The sequence below is a fragment of the Streptomyces achromogenes genome (assembly GCF_030816715.1).
GTDB classification, from domain to species: Bacteria; Actinomycetota; Actinomycetes; order Streptomycetales; family Streptomycetaceae; genus Streptomyces; species Streptomyces achromogenes_A.
The window spans coordinates 4,185,374-4,200,751 of record NZ_JAUSYH010000001.1 but is presented as its reverse complement, the minus strand read 5'-3'; the positions used below and the strand labels follow the sequence as shown (position 1 = coordinate 4,200,751).

At 71.0% G+C, this 15,378-nt stretch carries 13 protein-coding genes; 4 read left to right on the top strand and 9 right to left on the bottom strand.

What is annotated here, in order from left to right; genetic code table 11:
- Positions 1–13: 13 nt before the first annotated feature.
- The 6 genes from QF032_RS18760 to QF032_RS18735 form a co-directional block, all read right to left on the bottom strand.
- Positions 14–1,441: an ATP-binding protein gene (locus QF032_RS18760; RefSeq protein WP_307044159.1), complete on the bottom strand. Its 1,428-nt coding sequence runs from the start codon at positions 1,439–1,441 to the stop codon at positions 14–16.
- Between the two features lie 9 nt (positions 1,442–1,450).
- Positions 1,451–3,010, bottom strand: a complete 1,560-nt coding sequence (locus tag QF032_RS18755) for an SCO6880 family protein (protein WP_307044157.1) — start codon at positions 3,008–3,010, stop codon at positions 1,451–1,453.
- On the bottom strand, positions 3,007–4,335 hold the full coding sequence (locus tag QF032_RS18750) for a hypothetical protein (protein WP_307056672.1): 1,329 nt from the start codon (positions 4,333–4,335) through the stop codon (positions 3,007–3,009). The genes QF032_RS18755 and QF032_RS18750 overlap by 4 nt, the downstream gene beginning before the upstream one ends.
- On the bottom strand, positions 4,325–5,173 hold the full coding sequence (locus QF032_RS18745; protein ID WP_307056670.1) for a hypothetical protein: 849 nt from the start codon (positions 5,171–5,173) through the stop codon (positions 4,325–4,327). Before QF032_RS18745 ends, QF032_RS18750 begins: the two co-directional genes overlap by 11 nt.
- Before the next feature lie 201 nt (positions 5,174–5,374).
- Positions 5,375–5,683: a hypothetical protein gene (locus QF032_RS18740; RefSeq protein ID WP_003991275.1), complete on the bottom strand. Its 309-nt coding sequence runs from the start codon at positions 5,681–5,683 to the stop codon at positions 5,375–5,377.
- A 388-nt stretch (positions 5,684–6,071) separates the two neighbouring features.
- Positions 6,072–7,415, bottom strand: coding sequence for a S53 family peptidase (locus QF032_RS18735; RefSeq protein WP_307056668.1), 1,344 nt, complete (start codon positions 7,413–7,415; stop codon positions 6,072–6,074).
- A gap of 582 nt (positions 7,416–7,997) precedes the next feature.
- Here QF032_RS18735 and QF032_RS18730 point away from each other — a divergent pair.
- The gene (locus tag QF032_RS18730) at positions 7,998–8,753 is read left to right on the top strand and encodes a trypsin-like serine peptidase (RefSeq protein ID WP_307056666.1); all 756 of its coding nucleotides are present in this window, start codon (positions 7,998–8,000) and stop codon (positions 8,751–8,753) included.
- Here QF032_RS18730 and QF032_RS18725 read toward each other — a convergent pair.
- The gene (locus QF032_RS18725) at positions 8,750–9,526 is read right to left on the bottom strand and encodes a carbonic anhydrase (RefSeq protein ID WP_307056664.1); all 777 of its coding nucleotides are present in this window, start codon (positions 9,524–9,526) and stop codon (positions 8,750–8,752) included. The two genes, QF032_RS18730 and QF032_RS18725, sit on opposite strands and share 4 nt — an antisense overlap.
- A 215-nt stretch (positions 9,527–9,741) precedes the next feature.
- Here QF032_RS18725 and QF032_RS18720 point away from each other — a divergent pair, with 215 nt between their 5' ends.
- The 3 genes from QF032_RS18720 (at position 9,742) to QF032_RS18710 (ending at position 13,398) form a co-directional block, all read left to right on the top strand.
- Positions 9,742–11,451 carry a serine/threonine-protein kinase gene (locus tag QF032_RS18720; protein WP_307056662.1) on the top strand — a complete coding sequence of 570 codons (1,710 nt, stop codon included), beginning with the start codon at positions 9,742–9,744 and terminating at the stop codon, positions 11,449–11,451.
- A gap of 123 nt (positions 11,452–11,574) precedes the next feature.
- A complete protein-coding gene (locus QF032_RS18715; RefSeq protein WP_373430480.1) occupies positions 11,575–12,519 on the top strand; it encodes a C40 family peptidase in 945 nt (314 codons plus the stop codon).
- Positions 12,520–12,687: 168 nt separating this feature from the next.
- Entirely contained in the window at positions 12,688–13,398 is a 711-nt protein-coding gene (locus QF032_RS18710) for a phosphatase PAP2 family protein (protein WP_306950910.1), read from the top strand.
- Positions 13,399–13,425: 27 nt separating this feature from the next.
- On the opposite strand, the gene QF032_RS18705 is transcribed toward QF032_RS18710, so the two are convergent.
- Positions 13,426–15,021 carry an FAD-binding oxidoreductase gene (locus QF032_RS18705; protein WP_307056660.1) on the bottom strand — a complete coding sequence of 532 codons (1,596 nt, stop codon included), beginning with the start codon at positions 15,019–15,021 and terminating at the stop codon, positions 13,426–13,428.
- A gap of 177 nt (positions 15,022–15,198) precedes the next feature.
- Positions 15,199–15,369, bottom strand: coding sequence for a hypothetical protein (locus QF032_RS18700; protein ID WP_307044139.1), 171 nt, complete (start codon positions 15,367–15,369; stop codon positions 15,199–15,201).
- Between the last annotated feature and the right edge of the window lie 9 nt (positions 15,370–15,378).

The following is a 15,378-nucleotide window of genomic DNA, read 5'->3' as shown; positions in this document are numbered from 1 at the left end:
ACCACCCCGCCCGCTACGCCACGGTCGACTCGGACGAGCCGTCCAGGTCGGTGATGTGCTGTTCCATGAAGGCCGCCGCCCGGCGTTCCTGCTCCAGCTCGGCGGCGAGCAGAGCGTCGTCGTCTGCGATGCGGTCGGCGGAGGACTCCGTCATGGCGCGGTCAGTGAAGACCAGCGGGCGTTCCGTCTCGGTGACCAGGTGCTTGACGACCTGGACGTTGCCGTTGACGTCCCACACGGCGATGCCCGGGGTGAGGGTCGGGATGATCTCCACGGCCCAGCGGGGCAGGCCCAGCACCCGGCCGGTCGCTCTCGCCTCGTCCGTCTTCTGGGCGTAGATCGTCCTGGTGGAGGCCATCTTCAGGATGGCGGCGGCCTCCTTCGCCGCCGCTCCGTCCACCACGTCGGACAGGTGGTGGACGACGGCCACGAAGGACAGGCCGAGACGCCGGCCGAACTTCAGCAGCCGCTGGAAGAGCTGGGCCACGAACGGGCTGCTGATGATGTGCCAGGCCTCCTCGACCAGGAAGATGCGCTTCTTCCGGTCGGGGCGGATCCAGGTGTGCTCCAGCCAGACCCCGACGATCGCCATCAGGATCGGCATGGCGATCGAGTTGCGGTCGATGTGGGACAGGTCGAACACGATCAGCGGCGCGTCCAGGTCGATGCCGACCGTCGTCGGGCCGTCGAACATACCGCGCAGGTCGCCGTCGACCAGGCGGTCCAGGACCAGGGCGACGTCCAGGCCCCAGGCCCGCACGTCGTCTATGGCGACGTTCATCGCCTCCGCCGACTCCGGTTCGGGGTGGCGCAGTTGCTCGACGATGTCGGTGAGGACCGGCTGGCGATCGACGATCGTCTCGTTGACGTAGGCGTGGGCGACCTTGAGCGCGAAACCGGAACGCTCGTCGAGGCCGTGGCCCATCGCCACCTCGATGATCGTGCGCAGCAGCGCGAGCTGGCCCGTCGTGGTGATCGACGGGTCCAGGGGGTTGAGGCGGATCCCCATGTCCAGGGCGGCCATCGGGTCCAGACGGATGGGGGTTATTCCCAGCGCCTGCGCGATGAGGTTCCATTCGCCGACGCCGTCCTCGCCCTGGGCGTCCAGGACGACGACCTGGCGGTCGCGGAAGCGGAGCTGGCGCAGGACGTAGGTCTTCTCCAGGGCCGACTTGCCGTTGCCGGACTCGCCGAGGACGAGCCAGTGCGGAGCGGGCAGCTGCTGGCCGTACAGCTGGAAGGGGTCGTAGATGTAGCCCTTCCCGGAGTAGACCTCGCGGCCGATGATGACGCCGGAGTCGCCGAGGCCGGGGGCGGCCGTGGGGAGGTAGACCGCCTGGGCCTGGCCGGTGGAGGTGCGGACCGGAAGGCGGGTCGTCTCCACCTTGCCGAACAGGAAGGACGTGAAGGCGTCGGTGAGGACGGACATCGGGTCCCGCATGTGAAGCCCCTACCTTCGGATTCCGGTGGCGAACGGGAGGGTGTTCACGAACGCACGGTGGTGCTCCCGGTCGCACCACTCCAGCTTCAGGTACGACTTGCCGGCCGACGCCCTGATCGTCCGCTTGTCGCGGGCGAGGGCCTCGGGGTTGCGGGAGGAGACCGTGATGTAGCCGACCAGGTTCACGCCGGCCGCGCCGGACGCCAGGTCCTCGCCGCGCTGGTCGAGACGGGAGTGGGCGGCGACGTCGCGCGGGTCGACGGTCCGGTTCATCTTGGCGGCGCGGCTGGCCTCCGCGTCGTCGTTCGTCTTCTCCGTGAGCATGCGCTCGATGGCGACCTCGGTGGGTTCGAGGTCCATCGTGACGGCGACCGTGCGGATGACGTCCGGGGTGTGGACCAGCAGGGGAGCCAGGAAGTTGACGCCGACCGGGGTCATCGGCCACTCCTTCACCCAGGCCGTGGCGTGGCACCAGGGGGCGCGGGTGGACGATTCGCGGGTCTTGGCCTGGAGGTACGTCGGCTCCATGGCGTCCAGCTCGGCCGGCCAGGCGTTGCGCCTGGTCATGGCCTGGATGTGGTCGATGGGGTGGTCCGGGTCGTACATGGAGTGGACGAGGGAGGACAGCCGGCCCTGGCCCAGCGGCTGGCGGACGCGGATGTCCGCCTCCTGGAGGCGGGAACAGATGTCCGTGAGCTCGCGGGCCATGACGACGGCGAGGCCGGCGTCGCGGTCCAGCTTGCGGCCCGACCGGGGGTGGGCGGCGCGGGCCATCGCGTGTGCCTCGGCGGCCAGTTCGCGGGTGTAGTGCATACAGGCGACGAGGTAGGCGCGGTGCTGCTCGCTGCTGGTGGACACCATGGACTGGAGCTGGTCGTAGGAGCGTGCCAGCCAGTCGGGCGACCTCTCGTCCCCGCGGACGGCGACGTCCTTGGCGTGAGCGTCGGGGTCGGCGGGGAGGGTGCGGGCGAGTATCTGCAGCCGGGTGACGAAGCCGTCGCCGTTGGCCACGTGCTTGAGGAGGGTGCCGAAGCGGTCGACGAGGGCTTCCTGGTCCTCGCTGTCGCGCAGGCCGACGCCCGGGCCCTCGATCTCGATGGCGGCGGTCACCGTGCGCCGGTCCGCGTGCAGGAGGACGGCGATCTCGTCGGGGCCGAAGGGGGCGGCCAGCCAGTTGATGCGGCCGATGCCCGGCGGGGGGCCGACCTCGATCTCCTGGCCGTCCAGGCGGGTGCCGGCCTCCGAGGCCGTCGAGCGGTAGGTGGTGCCCCGGCGCAGGGTGCGCTTGTAGCTGCGGTTGATCTCGAACCACTTGTAGAACGTGCGGTGCTTGTACGGCACGTACACCGCGGCCAGCGCGAGCATGGGGAAGCCGCTCAGCAGGACGATGCGCAGGGCGAGGACGGGGACGAGGAGGCCGCACATCATGCCGAGGAACGCGCCGATGACGATGAGCGCGATCTCGCCGGACTCGCGGTTGCGGCCGACGATCGCGTTCGGCCGGGCGCGGCCGATCAGATATGTACGGCGGGGCGTGATCGCGTGGGACACGTGGGAATCAGTCGTCAACGCCCTTCACCTCCCGTGCGGTTGTTGCTGCTGTTTCGGGTGTTGCCGGCGTGCGGGGTGTTGACGGGGCTGCTCGCGCGGGGTGCGGGCGCGGCGGAGGGGACAGATCCGCCGCCCCCGTTCGAGGTGCGTGAGCTGTGCGCGGCGACCCCGCCGGACACCGGGTTGGCGGGGCGGCCGCCGGCGGATCCGGACGAGCCGCTGTTCTCCGCGCGGGTGCTGTGCGTCTTGATGCCCTGGGCGACCAGGTTCGCCGGGGAGCTGATGACGGCGGCGGCCTTGCCCTCGGCTCCCTGCATGATGCGGTTGTTGCGGCCGTTGGCGATCTCGTCGCCGAAGCCGGGGACGAAACGGTAGATCATCGCGCTGGCGAAGATGGCGAGCAGGATGATGGAGAGGCCGGAGACGACGGCGGAGAAGGAGTCCGGGCCGTCGGCGGAGGACAGCGCTCCGGCCAGGCCGAGCACTATCACGATGACCGGCTTGACGAGGATGACGGCGATCATGATGCCGGCCCAGCGGCGGACGTGGCTCCACAGGTTCTTGTCGACCAGTCCCGCGTAGACGACCGTGCCGAGCAGCGCGCCGACGTAGAGCAGGGCGGCCCGGATGACGAGCTCCAGCCACAGCACTCCGGCGGCGAGGATCGACACCAGGGACACGACGATCAGCATGATCGGGCCGCCGCCGATGTTCTCGCCCTTGGCGAGGGCCTGCGAGAAGGTGCCGAAGAACGTGTCGGTCTGGTTGCCGGTCGTCTTGGCGAGGACGTCCGTGATGCCGTCCGTGGCGGAGACGACGGTGTAGAGGACGAGGGGGGTGAAGGCGGAGGCCAGGACGGTCAGCCAGAGGAACCCGACGGCTTCGCCGATGGCGGTGGTCAGGGGCACTCCGCGTACCGCCCGCTTGGCGACGGCCAGCAGCCACAACAGGAGCGTCAGGACGGTCGAGGCGGCGAAGACGACGGCGTACTGCTTGAGGAACCGCTCGTTGGTGAAGTCGACGTTCGCCGTGTCCTTCACCGCGTCGCTGAGCTTGTCGACGGTCCAGGAGGCGGCGTCGGCGCAGCCCTTGGCGAGTGAGGAGAGGGGGTCGAGGGTGTCGGAGACGCCGGGGTTGGTGGTGGTGCCCGAGCCCGCGTTGCCCCTCTCGCAGTACTTCTTGGCCTCTCCGGGGATGAGGCTGCAGTCCAGGCTGGCGGATGGGGACGGCGTCGGCGAGGGGGTGGGGTCCGCGACGGCGCGGGTGGCCAGCAGCACGGCCGAGGTCTGGACGGCTGTCACGACTCCGGCGAGCCGGAGCAGACGGCGCGGCTTACCGGGCATACGTGAACCCTCCGTACTCCTCGATGGCCTTGCTGATCTCGTCGGACGTGGCGGCGGTGTCGTCGCCCGGGACCGGCGCGGGGCCGTCCTGTTGTGCGTCGTCGACGATCTTCCAGTCGCCGTCGGTCCACTGGAGGTCGAAGGTCCAGGTCTTCCACGACGAGGTGACCGGGTCGGTCGAGGTCGTCCCGGACATGCCGATGAGGCCCAGGTACCAGACAGCGACCTTGGCCTTGGCGGCGGAGTAGGACTGGGCGGTGGTGCCCACCGGCACCACGCGGGAGACGAAGGTGTCGCCCTTCGGCGCGTTGCCGTCGGCGTCGAGGCCCATCCTCGCGAGGAAGTCGGACGAATACGCCTGGTCCATGGCGGCCTGCAGTTTGGCCGCAGCGGCGGTGGTGTAGACGGTGTCGAGGAGGTCGTGCCGACTGTCCTTGTGGAACATGCCGGTCGAGCCCAGGGCGACCGCGAAGTTGGCGGCGGCCGACTCGGCTCCCTGCCGGGTGTGGGCGAATCCCGAGGGGATGCCGCCCGTCGTCGTCCGGACCGGCTTGGTGCCGGTGGGTGTCGTGCTGGTGGCGTTCGGCTTGTCGCCGCCGGTCGAAGCGGACGGCCCGGAAGAGGAATCGTCTCCTCCACGGTTCGCGAAGGCGATCGCCGCGATCAGCACGACGACGACGCCGACCACCGTCACCATGCTGCGCGAGGGGCCGCGGGCGGTTCTGCGGGCTCCGCCGTAGGGGTCGTCCTCGGGCAGCCGGAGGCGTGTTCCGCCGTAGCGATGGCCCTCGTCGGTGCGGGTGGGTTCGCCGTAGTCGTTTTCGTCGCCGGGAGTCATGCCGGGTACGCCCCCTCGTTGCCGTACCGGAACGCGTAGAAGTACGACGGTAGCCGTGCTGGTTCCCGCGCGGGCGCGGTGTGGTGACTCGACATCAGGGACATCAGGGAAACGCAACCTCAGCCGGTGGGCACGACAGGTGGGTGGGGACGGGGGGCCGGGCGTGCCCGGACGGGACTGGGGGTGGTGCGGTGGCCGCAGCTACACGGCCATGCCGTACACGATCGTGAACAGCGTCCCCAGGGAGCCGATGATGAAGACGCCTGTCAGCCCGGCGATGATGAGGCCCTTGCCCTGTTCCGCGCTGAAGGTGTCCCGCAGGGCCGTCGCGCCGATGCGCTGTTTGGCCGCACCCCAGATGGCGATGCCGAGGCAGAGGAGGATGGCGACCGCCATCACGACCTCGATCATCACCTTGGCCTCGTTGCCCAGGCTGCCGAAGGGCCCCCAGTCGGGAGCGATCCCGCCGATGATGGTGTTGATGTCGCCCTTGTCGGCCGCGAACAGCATGTAAGTCACCGCCCCTGGTGGGTAGTTCCGTCGCCCTCTGCCGGTGTGCAGAGGTCACGTCTCATTCTCGCCGACAAAGTCGCCTTCGTATGTCGACTTGGCGTCATTGACGGGCGGGATTCGTACGAATAGCTCGTATGGTCACTCTGTGTATCACGGCAGGTCACGCCGGGCAACGAGGCCGGAGCGGAACCTGTGGTGTGGTTCCGTCGTTAGCCCACTTCACGGCCCCGTGCGGTTTCTGACGGCCGGTCGGGTGAGCGTACGTTTCGATGTTCTCACGAGGAAGGGCGAACGGGCCGCGGCTGGGTGCCGCGGCCCGTTCGCCCTTTCGCCACGGGTGGCCCCCACGGCCCCCTGTGGCTGTTCGGTGTGACGGGAGGTCAGGTCATCCGGTGAAGGCGTCCGTCCCCTCGGGAGTGCCGAGGCCGGTGGGGCCGTCGTAGCCGGAGCGGGCGGTGCAGAGGTAGGAGGCGCTGGAGGAGCAGGTGCCGTTGCTGCCGCTGGTGACGTCGTTCAGGGCGGAGGTGCCGGCGGCCGCGTAGGGGTACGAGGCCGGGTAGTCGCTGCTGCCGGGGGTGCCGGCGAGGGCGTAGACGGCGGCGATGATGGGCGAGGAGGCGCTGGTGCCGCCGAAGGTGTACCAGCCGGCGGTGACGCCGTAGGAGTCGTAGACGGAGACGCCGGTCGCCGGGTCGGCCACGGCCGAGACGTCGGAGACGGTGCGCTTGGCGCAGCCGGTGTCGGTCTGCCAGGTCGGCTTGGCGTCGTAGGCGGAGCAGCCCGAGCCGGTGCCCTCGGTGGAACTGGTGTTCCAGACCTTCTCGGTCCAGCCGCGGGAGTTCGAGGACGTGGACAGGGCGGTGCCGCCGACGGACGTCACGTACTTGGAGGAGGCGGGGTACTCGGCCCCGTAGCCCTCGTCGCCCGCGCTGACCGTGATGGCGACGCCGGCGTGCTTGAAGTACGAGGTGTCGTAGGAGGTGTCCGAGGAGGACTCGGAGCCGCCGTAGCTGTTGGAGACGAATTTCGCGCCCAGCGTCACGGCCTCGTTCACGGCCTTGCCGAGGTTGGCCATGGACGCGGAGGCGGCCTCGACGAGCAGGATCTTGCAGTTCGGGCAGACGGCGCTGGCCATGTCGAGGTCGAGGGACTCCTCCTCGGCCCAGCCGCTGTCGGCGGAGGGCAGCGAGGTCGTCGAGCCGGTCTGGCTCACCTTCTTGAAGCAGCCGTTGGCCACCGTGCAGGCGGGGAGACCGTAGTAGGAGCGGTACTTGGCGAGGTCGGCGGCGGCGTTCGGGTCGTCGTACGCGTCGACGATCGCGATGGTCTCGCCGGAGCCGTTGCTCGATGCGGCGCCGGTCAGGCCGTAGGCGTCCTGGAGGTCGGACGGGCCGTAGCCGGTGGGGCCGGCGGCGGCCGCCTTCGGGGTGACGGCGGCGGCCTTGCCGGTGTCGGCGGCGCGTTCCTTCTGGAAGGCGGTGGTGCCGCCGGTGACGCGGAAGGAGTTGCAGGTCAGGTCACCCTTGTGCTTGGGGGTGGCACAAGGGGTGGCCGCCCAGGTGACCTTCGAGGAGGCCGTATGGGCGGCGGGGGTGGCGGGTGCCGCGTTCGCCTGGGCCGCGGTGCCGAGTCCGGCGAGCACGAGGGCGGCGGCACCGAGGATCGACGCACCGGTGCGGCGGCGCCGGCCGGATCTGGCGGAGGAGGCGGGGGAAGTCGTCGTACGCAACGGACAGCTCCTGATGACGGGGTGACAGGGGCGGTGCGGGTGGGGGGTGATGCGTGCCACCGGTACGTGGTCCCCGGCGGCGGGCGGCGGCCCACGACGACTGTTCCTTTGTTGAGTACGCGACAACAAGATGCCTGGTGGAATCCTGACCTCCGCAATACCGGAGGGGGTCGGGTGATTGCTGATCAATGGCGGGCGGATGGTGCGGCGATGGCCGCCACTTGACCTACGGGGGGTCGGGTGGGCCAAGTGGCCGCGGCGCGGCGGGACTTCACCTCGCCGGTGTCACCCCCGGCCCCAGGCCCCAGGCCCCCGGCCCCAGGCCCCAGGCCCCAGGCCCGCCGTACCGCCGGGCCGCTGGCCCGCGTAGGCGCGAAGTCGGGAAGCCGGGGAGCCGGGGAGCCGGGGAGTCGGGGGTGAGGCCGGGCGCGGGCGAGGGCTGGGGGCCGGCGGGTCTGTGGTGCCCGATGGGGGGCATACGTACTGGGGAGCGAAAGGGGAACGATTGTGCGAGCCGCGTGCGGGTAGCGTCGGAAGTGCTATCTGTCGCTTCTCTCACCTTCGTGGGACACAGTGGATCCGATGAACCGAAAAGCACTGCTCGGTGCGGTCGTGCTGCTGGCCGTCACCTCCGCCTCCGAGGCGGCCGCCGACGGGGGGCCCGGGCCCCTGGGGGTGACGGCCGTCGCCGTGTCGACGCCGCAGTCCGCGAAGGTCGGCGCGCTGTTCGCGACGGACGACGCGGACGCCGGCAGCCTGGCCGGCGAGCACGTGTGCACGGCGTCCGTGGTGCACAGCCCGCACCGCGATCTCGTCGTCACGGCGGCGCACTGTCTGATCGACGGCGGTGACCTGGCGTTCGTCCCCGGCTACCGGGACGGTGAGGCCCCCTACGGGGTCTGGAAGGTCGCGAGGGTCCTCCTGCCCGACGGCTGGGCGCAGGGGCAGGACGAGGACAGCGACGTGGCGTTCGCCGCGCTCGAGGAGCAGGACGGCGAGGGTGTCGAGGACGTGGTCGGCGGCAACCGGTTCGCCCCGGGGACGGCGACGGGGGCCACGCCCGTGACCGTCACGGGGTACCCCAACGCCGGTGAGGACCCGATCCGGTGCGTGAACAGGCCCACCGTCCACACCGCCACCCAGCAGCGCATAGCCTGCCCCGGCTTTTCCGGCGGCACCAGCGGGAGCCCGTGGGTGAACGGTTACGGGGAGGTCGTCGGCATACTGGGCGGCCACGAGCAGGGCGGATCCACGGACGACGTCTCGTACAGCGTGGTCCTGGGACCCGAGGCCGCGCAGCTGTACCGGCAGGCGGCCTCCGATTCCCAGGAGCCCTAGGCGATGGGGTGCACGAGCTGGGTGGTGAGCTCGTAGCGGGCGCCGACGACGGCCAGCTCGCCGGCGGAGATCTTCGCGGCGAGGTCGGGCTCGGCGGCTAGACGTGAGCGGACGGCCCTGATGTTGGCGTCGACGGTCGAGTCGACGCGGGCGTCGCCGTCCTTCGTGCGGTCGATGGCCGGGGATATCTGGTCCGCCAGGTACTGGATGTGGGCGGGCAGCCGCTCACCGGACCGGTCCGCCTGCACCGCGGCCTTCACCGCGCCGCACGACTGGTGCCCGAGCACCATGACCAGCGGTATCCCCAGTTCCAGCACTCCGTAGGCCACGCTGCCCAGAACGGCCTCGTCGAGGACCTCGCCCGCGCTGCGGACGGTCATCAGGTCGCCGAGGCCTTGGTCGAACACCAGCTCGGGCGGCACGCGCGAGTCGATGCAGCCGAGGACCACGGCGAAGGGATGCTGACCCGCCGTCAGGCTCGTCCGGACCGTGGGCGTCTCGTCCGGATGACGCTCGCAGTAGGTGCGCCAGCGCCGGTTGCCCGCGGCGAGTTCCCGCAGCGCCTGGTCGGCGGTGGCGGGCCGGGGCGCGGCACCGCGCGGGGAAGTGTGGCGCGAGGCGGTCGCGCGGGGGGCGGCGGAGGCGGGGGCCGCCGCGAGGGCGAGGCCGCCCAGGGTCGCCGTGCCGGCGAGGCCGCGCAGCAGCGCGCGACGGGCGGTGGCGGAGGCCGGGGGGTGCTGTACGGATCTGTGGGGGGCGTCTTCAGGATTCACGGGGTGGAACGTATGTCCGAGCCCGAACCCGGTCGCACAGGTTGCCGAATCATGGCTCCGCATGACGATCTGAGGATCGAACGTTGGGCGATGCTTGGCGTCGGCCCGGCCCGTCCTTTACCCGACCGGCTCGCCGGGGGTGGGAGCGGCCGCACGGAGACATGCGGCATGGCTCGCCTCCATGGCCAACTGGTCGATGTGGCAAGGTCGGTGCGGTGGACGTACTGAAGGCTCAGGACCCCGCGCGGATAGGCGCGCACACGCTTCTCGCGCGGCTCGGCGCAGGTGGCATGGGGCAGGTCTACCTCGGGCGCTCGCCCGGTGGACGGCTCGTGGCGATCAAGGTCATCCGGGACGAGATCGTCGACCATCCGGAAGCGCTGGCACGGTTCCGGCGCGAGGTGGAGACGGTGCGGGCGGTCCGCAGCGCGTACACGGCCAACCTCATCGACGCCTCGCTGGAAACGGCCCCGTACTGGCTGGCGACGGAGTATGTGCCGGGGCCGACGCTGAGCCGGGCGGTGGCGGCCAGGGGGCCGCTGCCGGTCGAGACGTGCCGGGGTCTGCTCGCGGCGCTGGCCGAGGGGCTCGCAGCCGTGCACGCGCAGCGGGTCACCCACCGGGACCTCAAGCCGCAGAACGTCATCCTGGCCGCTCAGGGTCCGCAGCTCATCGACTTCGGCATCGCACGGAGCGCGGCGCAGACGGCTCTCACCGAGGCGGGGTTCGCCCCGGGGACGCCGGGCTACACCGCTCCCGAGGTGCTGTTGCGCAACGAGGCGGGACCGGCTGCGGACGTCTTCGCGCTCGGTGCGACGCTCGCCTACGCGGCCACCGGCCGGCCTCCGTTCGGCTCGGGAGAGCCCGCCGGGGTGAGCTACCGCGCCGTCCACGAGCCCATGGATCTCGAGGGTGTGGAACCGGGTTTGGCCGCGCTCATCGGTTCGTGTGCGGCCAAGGAGCCTGCGGACCGGCCCGGCCTCGGGGAGCTGATCGCGTGGTGCGGCGTGCGGTCGGCGCTCGTGGAGGACGTGTTCTACGCGGGGCTCGCGGAACTGGCGGAGGCGGTCCCGTCCACCCCTGCCGCCTCGTTCCGGACTCCCGCCGCATCGCCCGGGCCGTCGGCAGCTCCGGCGTACCCGCCCCTCGGTCCGCACGACCTGCCGACAGCGCCGCCTGCGTACGGCTACGGGTACACCCCCACGCAGACGGTCCGTTCTGCTGCGGCCGGGCGTAGGAAGCCGTGGTTGATCGCGGGAGCGACGGGGCTGGCCGTCGGGTTGGGGGCGGTCGCGGCGTTCACCCTGCTTCCCGGCATGAAGGACGAAGGAGACAAGGGTGCGGACGGCGCGTCAGGCGCCGGAGCGACTTCGGCGGCGCCCACGACGGCCGGCGGCGACGAGTCGAAGCTCCAGCCGCCGGCCTACGTCGAGGAGACGAACCCCTCCCGCGACTTCTGGACGGCTGACCCGCAGTCACAGCACGGGGAGGGAACGTGCAATCTGCCCATGGAGGAGCGCAGCGAGCAGTTCCTGGGGTCGGTCGCCGAGGAGGGCTCCGACGCTCCCTACACCTCGGGTAAGGGGCGGATCGGGTTGCGGCTCAAGGCCGCCGCCACGACGCCCTACTACGTGGCGGTGGCCGTGAAGTCCCCCCACGCCATAGACGCGGACACCGGCAAGCCCTTCGAGGGGGGCCTGCAGGCCAACGTGGACCTCGGATACACGAGCAAGCCCGTCGCGCTGGGCACCGAATGGGTGTACCTGACCTACCCGGACGACTTCCGGCAGATCGTGCGGGGCAAGAAGGCGGGCGACGCGATTCCCGTCGCGAACGACCCCGGTGACTGGACCGTGCTCTTCCTCCATGTCCAGGCACCGCAGAAGTACGTCACCATTGACTGCCGCGGGTTCGTCTCGAAGTAGCGCACACGACACGGACAGGTTGGGAAAAGACCCGTAAACAGGGTTGTGGTGGGGGAGGGTTGAAGCGTGCGAAAAGTCTGGGTGGTGGGCGGAGCCGCGGTCGGGCTCGGGGTGAGCTTTGTGATGCTCCTCGTCGTCGGTGTGTACGTCGTCGCCGGGAACCTCGTCAACGGCGTCGGGGCCGGGAGCGTGGGGCTCGCCAAGGGAGCCGTGCCCTCGGCCTACCAGGCGCTCGTGCAGAAGTGGGGCAACCTCTGCCCCACCATCAACCCGGCGCTGCTGGCAGCCCAGCTGTACCAGGAGAGCGGGTGGGATCCGGACATCGTCAGCCATGCCGACGCCCGCGGCATCGCACAGTTCATCCCCAGCACCTGGGCCACGCACGGCGTCGACGGTGACGGTGACGGTGACCGCGACATCTGGGATCCGAATGACGCGATTCCATCGGCCGCCTCCTATGACTGCGACCTCGCGAAGTACGTCAGAAGCGTACCCGGAGACACCACGAACAACATGCTCGCCGCCTACAACGCGGGCCCCGACCGCGTCATCCGGGCGGGCGGCGTTCCCTCCATCCGTGAGACGCAGAACTACGTCAAGACGATCCGCACGCTCGAGAAGTCCTTCGCCGCTCCCGTTGCTCGGGTGGATCCCTCCAAGCAGGCCGCCGGGGCCATCTACTTCGCGCAGAAGAAGCTCGGCACGCCCTATCTGTGGGGTGGGAACGGCACCGCTGACCAGGGGGGACGGTTCGACTGCTCCGGGCTGACGAAGGCCGCCTACGAGAGCGTCGGGATCACCCTGCCCCGGGTCGCCAACGACCAGTACAACGCCGGGCCGCATCCGAAGCGGAGCGAGTTGCTGCCGGGGGACCTGGTGTTCTTCTCCACCGATCTCAACAATTCGCGGGCCATCCACCACGTCGGGATGTACGTGGGGGGCGGGTACATGATCGACGCGCCCTACACGGGGGCCGTCATCCGGTTCGACCCCATCGACACGGCCGAGTACTTCGGAGCCACCCGGGTCACCGAAGATGGCGCGAAAGCGCTCCCGACGACCGTCTGAGGCGGGCCGGAACCCCAGCTCTGAGCTGCGCGGATCTGTCTCTCTTCGATAACGTCTGAGTGATCATTCAGTGGAGAGTGGAACGTATCAACCGGGGCCGTGCGTTCCTGTTGAAGCGGGCGCATGCGAGGCGCGCCGAGCAGAACACGACGAAGGGGCCGCAGCACCATGGCTGGACTCGCCGAATCCGGGTCGAACCCCGACGTCGACCTGCTCTACGACATCAACGGGCTGGCCAAGGACGCCCCGCACTGGTTCGACCGCATCGTCGAATTCGTCGGTGAGTACGGGCTGTTGCTCGCCATGATCCTGCTGATCGTGTGGTGCTGGTGGGGAGTGCGCCGCCGGCCGGGCGGGGCCGAGGAGGCCGCCTCCTCCGTGGCCGCCCTGGTCTGGGCGCCGCTCGCCGCCGCCGTCGCCGTGCTGGTGAACGTGCCGATAAGAGGCTTCGTCGAGCGGCCGCGGCCCTTCCGCGATCACCAGGGTCTCGAGGTGCTCGTCTCCGGCAAGACCGACTACTCGTTCGTGAGCGACCACGCCACGCTCACCATGGCCATGGCCGTGGGACTGTTCGTCGCCAACCGGAAGTTCGGGCTCGTCGGCATAGGGGTCGCCCTGCTCGAGGGGTTCTGCCGGGTCTACATGGGCGTGCATTATCCGACCGACGTGATCGGCGGGTTCGCGCTCGGCACCGCCGTGGCGCTGCTGCTCTCGCCGGTCGCCTCCATGCTGCTCACCCCGGTGCTGAGGGCCGTCGACCGGTCGCCCCGGATGGGGTGGCTGGTGCGCAGCCGCTCGGCTCGGGCCGGGGACCGGGAGGGGTTCGCCCGCGGCGTCCGGCCCGAGGTCGCCGCCGAGGAACGGGACCTCGCCGCCTGACGTCGCCCCCCAGGGCGTCGAAGGGCGTCAGAGGGCCTGGGGGTAGGTGAAGAAGCCGTTGGGGTCGTAGTGCTGCTTCAGCCGGGTCAGGCGGGGGAGCGCGTCGCCGTAGTAGGCCTTGCGCCAGTTCGTCAGGGTCGGGTCCGCGTAGTTCTGGTAGGCCGCGCCCGAGGCGTACGGGACCATCGCGCGGTGGGCGGTGTTCAGCCAGGACTGCGCCGCCGTCCCCGCCGTGCCGGCCCGCCAGGACGCGATGTACTGGGCCAGCATGCGTGAGCGGCGGTGGACGAACGCGGTGGCCAGCGGCGAGACCCGGTTCACCGCGCCGCCCAGCGCCGTCAGCGCGATGCTGCCCGTGCCGCCCCGCACGGACGTGATCTGCTGGAGCAGGGTCTGGATGCCCGCCGCCGAGAGCGAGACGTCGAAGAAGTCCGAGCGGGCCGCGTAGGTCTCCCGGCCCAGCGCGCCCCGCGGGGAGCGGCCCGGCGTGGAGCCCGGCAGGTGGCACTGGGCGTCCGAGGTGAAGCTCGAGCAGCCGGCGTAGACCTCCATCGCCGCTTCGTAGGTGCGCCGGCGCAGGGACACGTTCGTCGCGGGGGCGCCCACCCGGTCCGTGAGGCGGTCGACGGCGTTCTCGAGCTGGCCGTACGTGCCGATGCAGAACGCGGCGACGGAGATCGTGGGGGTGCCGCCGGGGGCGTTCGCCACGTGCAGGGAGGACCAGATCTCGTCGGGCTGGGCCGGGCCCCACTCCTGCCACGCCTTCACCACCGCGGCCGCCTTCGACCAGGGCCAGGTGAGGTAGCCCGTCACCGCCTGGGGCGCGGGGTGGGTCTTGAACTCCAGCTCCGTGACGACGCCGAAGTTGCCGTTGCCGGCTCCGCGCAGGGCCCAGAAGAGGGCCGTGTTCCTCGTCGCGTCGGCGGTGAGCTGCTTGCCGTCCGCGGTGATGATCGTGGCGCGGGTGAGGCTGTCGCAGGTCAGGCCGTAGGCGCGGGAGACCACGCCGTGGCCGCCGCCCAGGACGAGGCCGGAGACGCCGACCGTGGGGCAGGAGCCCGCGGGGATCGTCATGCCCTTCGCCGCGAGCGCCCGGTAGACGTCGATCAGCTTGGAGCCCGCGCCGACCACGGCCGAGCCGCCGCTCGCCCGGACCCGGTTCAGCCTGGAGACGTCGATGATCAGCCGGCCGTCGCCGGAGGACCAGCCGCCGTAGGAGTGGCCGCCGTTGCGGATCGCGGCCTTGATCCGGTGGGCGCGGGCGTACGCCATGACCGTACGGATGTCGTCGGCGTGGGCGACGTAGGCCACCGCCGCGGGCTTGAGGCTGTCGAAGCGGGTGTTGTAGAGCTGACGGGCCGCCGCCCAGGAGGTTTCGCCGGGGCGGACCAGCGTTCCGTCCAGGCCGCGGGCCAGGGCGGTCCAGTTGGCGGGCGCGGAGACGCTGGTCGTGGTGAGGGGGGTCGTGCCGTCGGAACGGACGCCGGCGGTTTCGGCGCCGGAGGCGGCGCCGCTCACGCCGCCGCTCACGCCGCCGCTCACGCCGCCGCCGTTCGCCCTGCACGCGGTCACTGCCGCCGCGACCGCCGCCGTGCCGCCTGCGATGAACGTACGCCGTTCCATGTTCGTGCCTTCCCTCGGCCGCTGTCGGCTTCACGGAGCGAGACGGGGCCATGAGACCACAGGTTCCGACGGCCGCCGGCGGTGACGGAACGGTGACGTCCGTGGGGCCGGCGGCCCGCCCTGCGGGGCCTGCTGGAGGGATCGGGCGGGGCGGGATCGGCGGGGCCGGCGGGCCGGTCAGCCGTGGGCGTGGGTCTCCGCGTCCGATCTGGCCGTGCTTCTCGCTCTGCGGGCCGGGCCGCGCCAGCCGCAGGTGCAGCGGGCGAGACAGAAGCGGCCCTGTTCGACGGTCGAGGTGCGGTGTTCCCCGTCGATGCGGGGGGAGGGCGAGCCGTCCTGCTGCGTCACATGGACAAC

Coding starts and splice junctions, on each gene's coding strand:
- QF032_RS18710 (WP_306950910.1), top strand. CDS start 12,688: ATGGCTGGACTCGCCGAATCCGGGTCGAACCCCGACGTCGACCTGCTC.
- QF032_RS18730 (WP_307056666.1), top strand. CDS start 7,998: ATGAACCGAAAAGCACTGCTCGGTGCGGTCGTGCTGCTGGCCGTCACC.
- QF032_RS18760 (WP_307044159.1), bottom strand. CDS start 1,441: ATGCGGGACCCGATGTCCGTCCTCACCGACGCCTTCACGTCCTTCCTG.
- QF032_RS18715 (WP_373430480.1), top strand. CDS start 11,575: ATGCTCCTCGTCGTCGGTGTGTACGTCGTCGCCGGGAACCTCGTCAAC.
- QF032_RS18705 (WP_307056660.1), bottom strand. CDS start 15,021: ATGGAACGGCGTACGTTCATCGCAGGCGGCACGGCGGCGGTCGCGGCG.
- QF032_RS18745 (WP_307056670.1), bottom strand. CDS start 5,173: ATGACTCCCGGCGACGAAAACGACTACGGCGAACCCACCCGCACCGAC.
- QF032_RS18740 (WP_003991275.1), bottom strand. CDS start 5,683: ATGCTGTTCGCGGCCGACAAGGGCGACATCAACACCATCATCGGCGGG.
- QF032_RS18750 (WP_307056672.1), bottom strand. CDS start 4,335: ATGCCCGGTAAGCCGCGCCGTCTGCTCCGGCTCGCCGGAGTCGTGACA.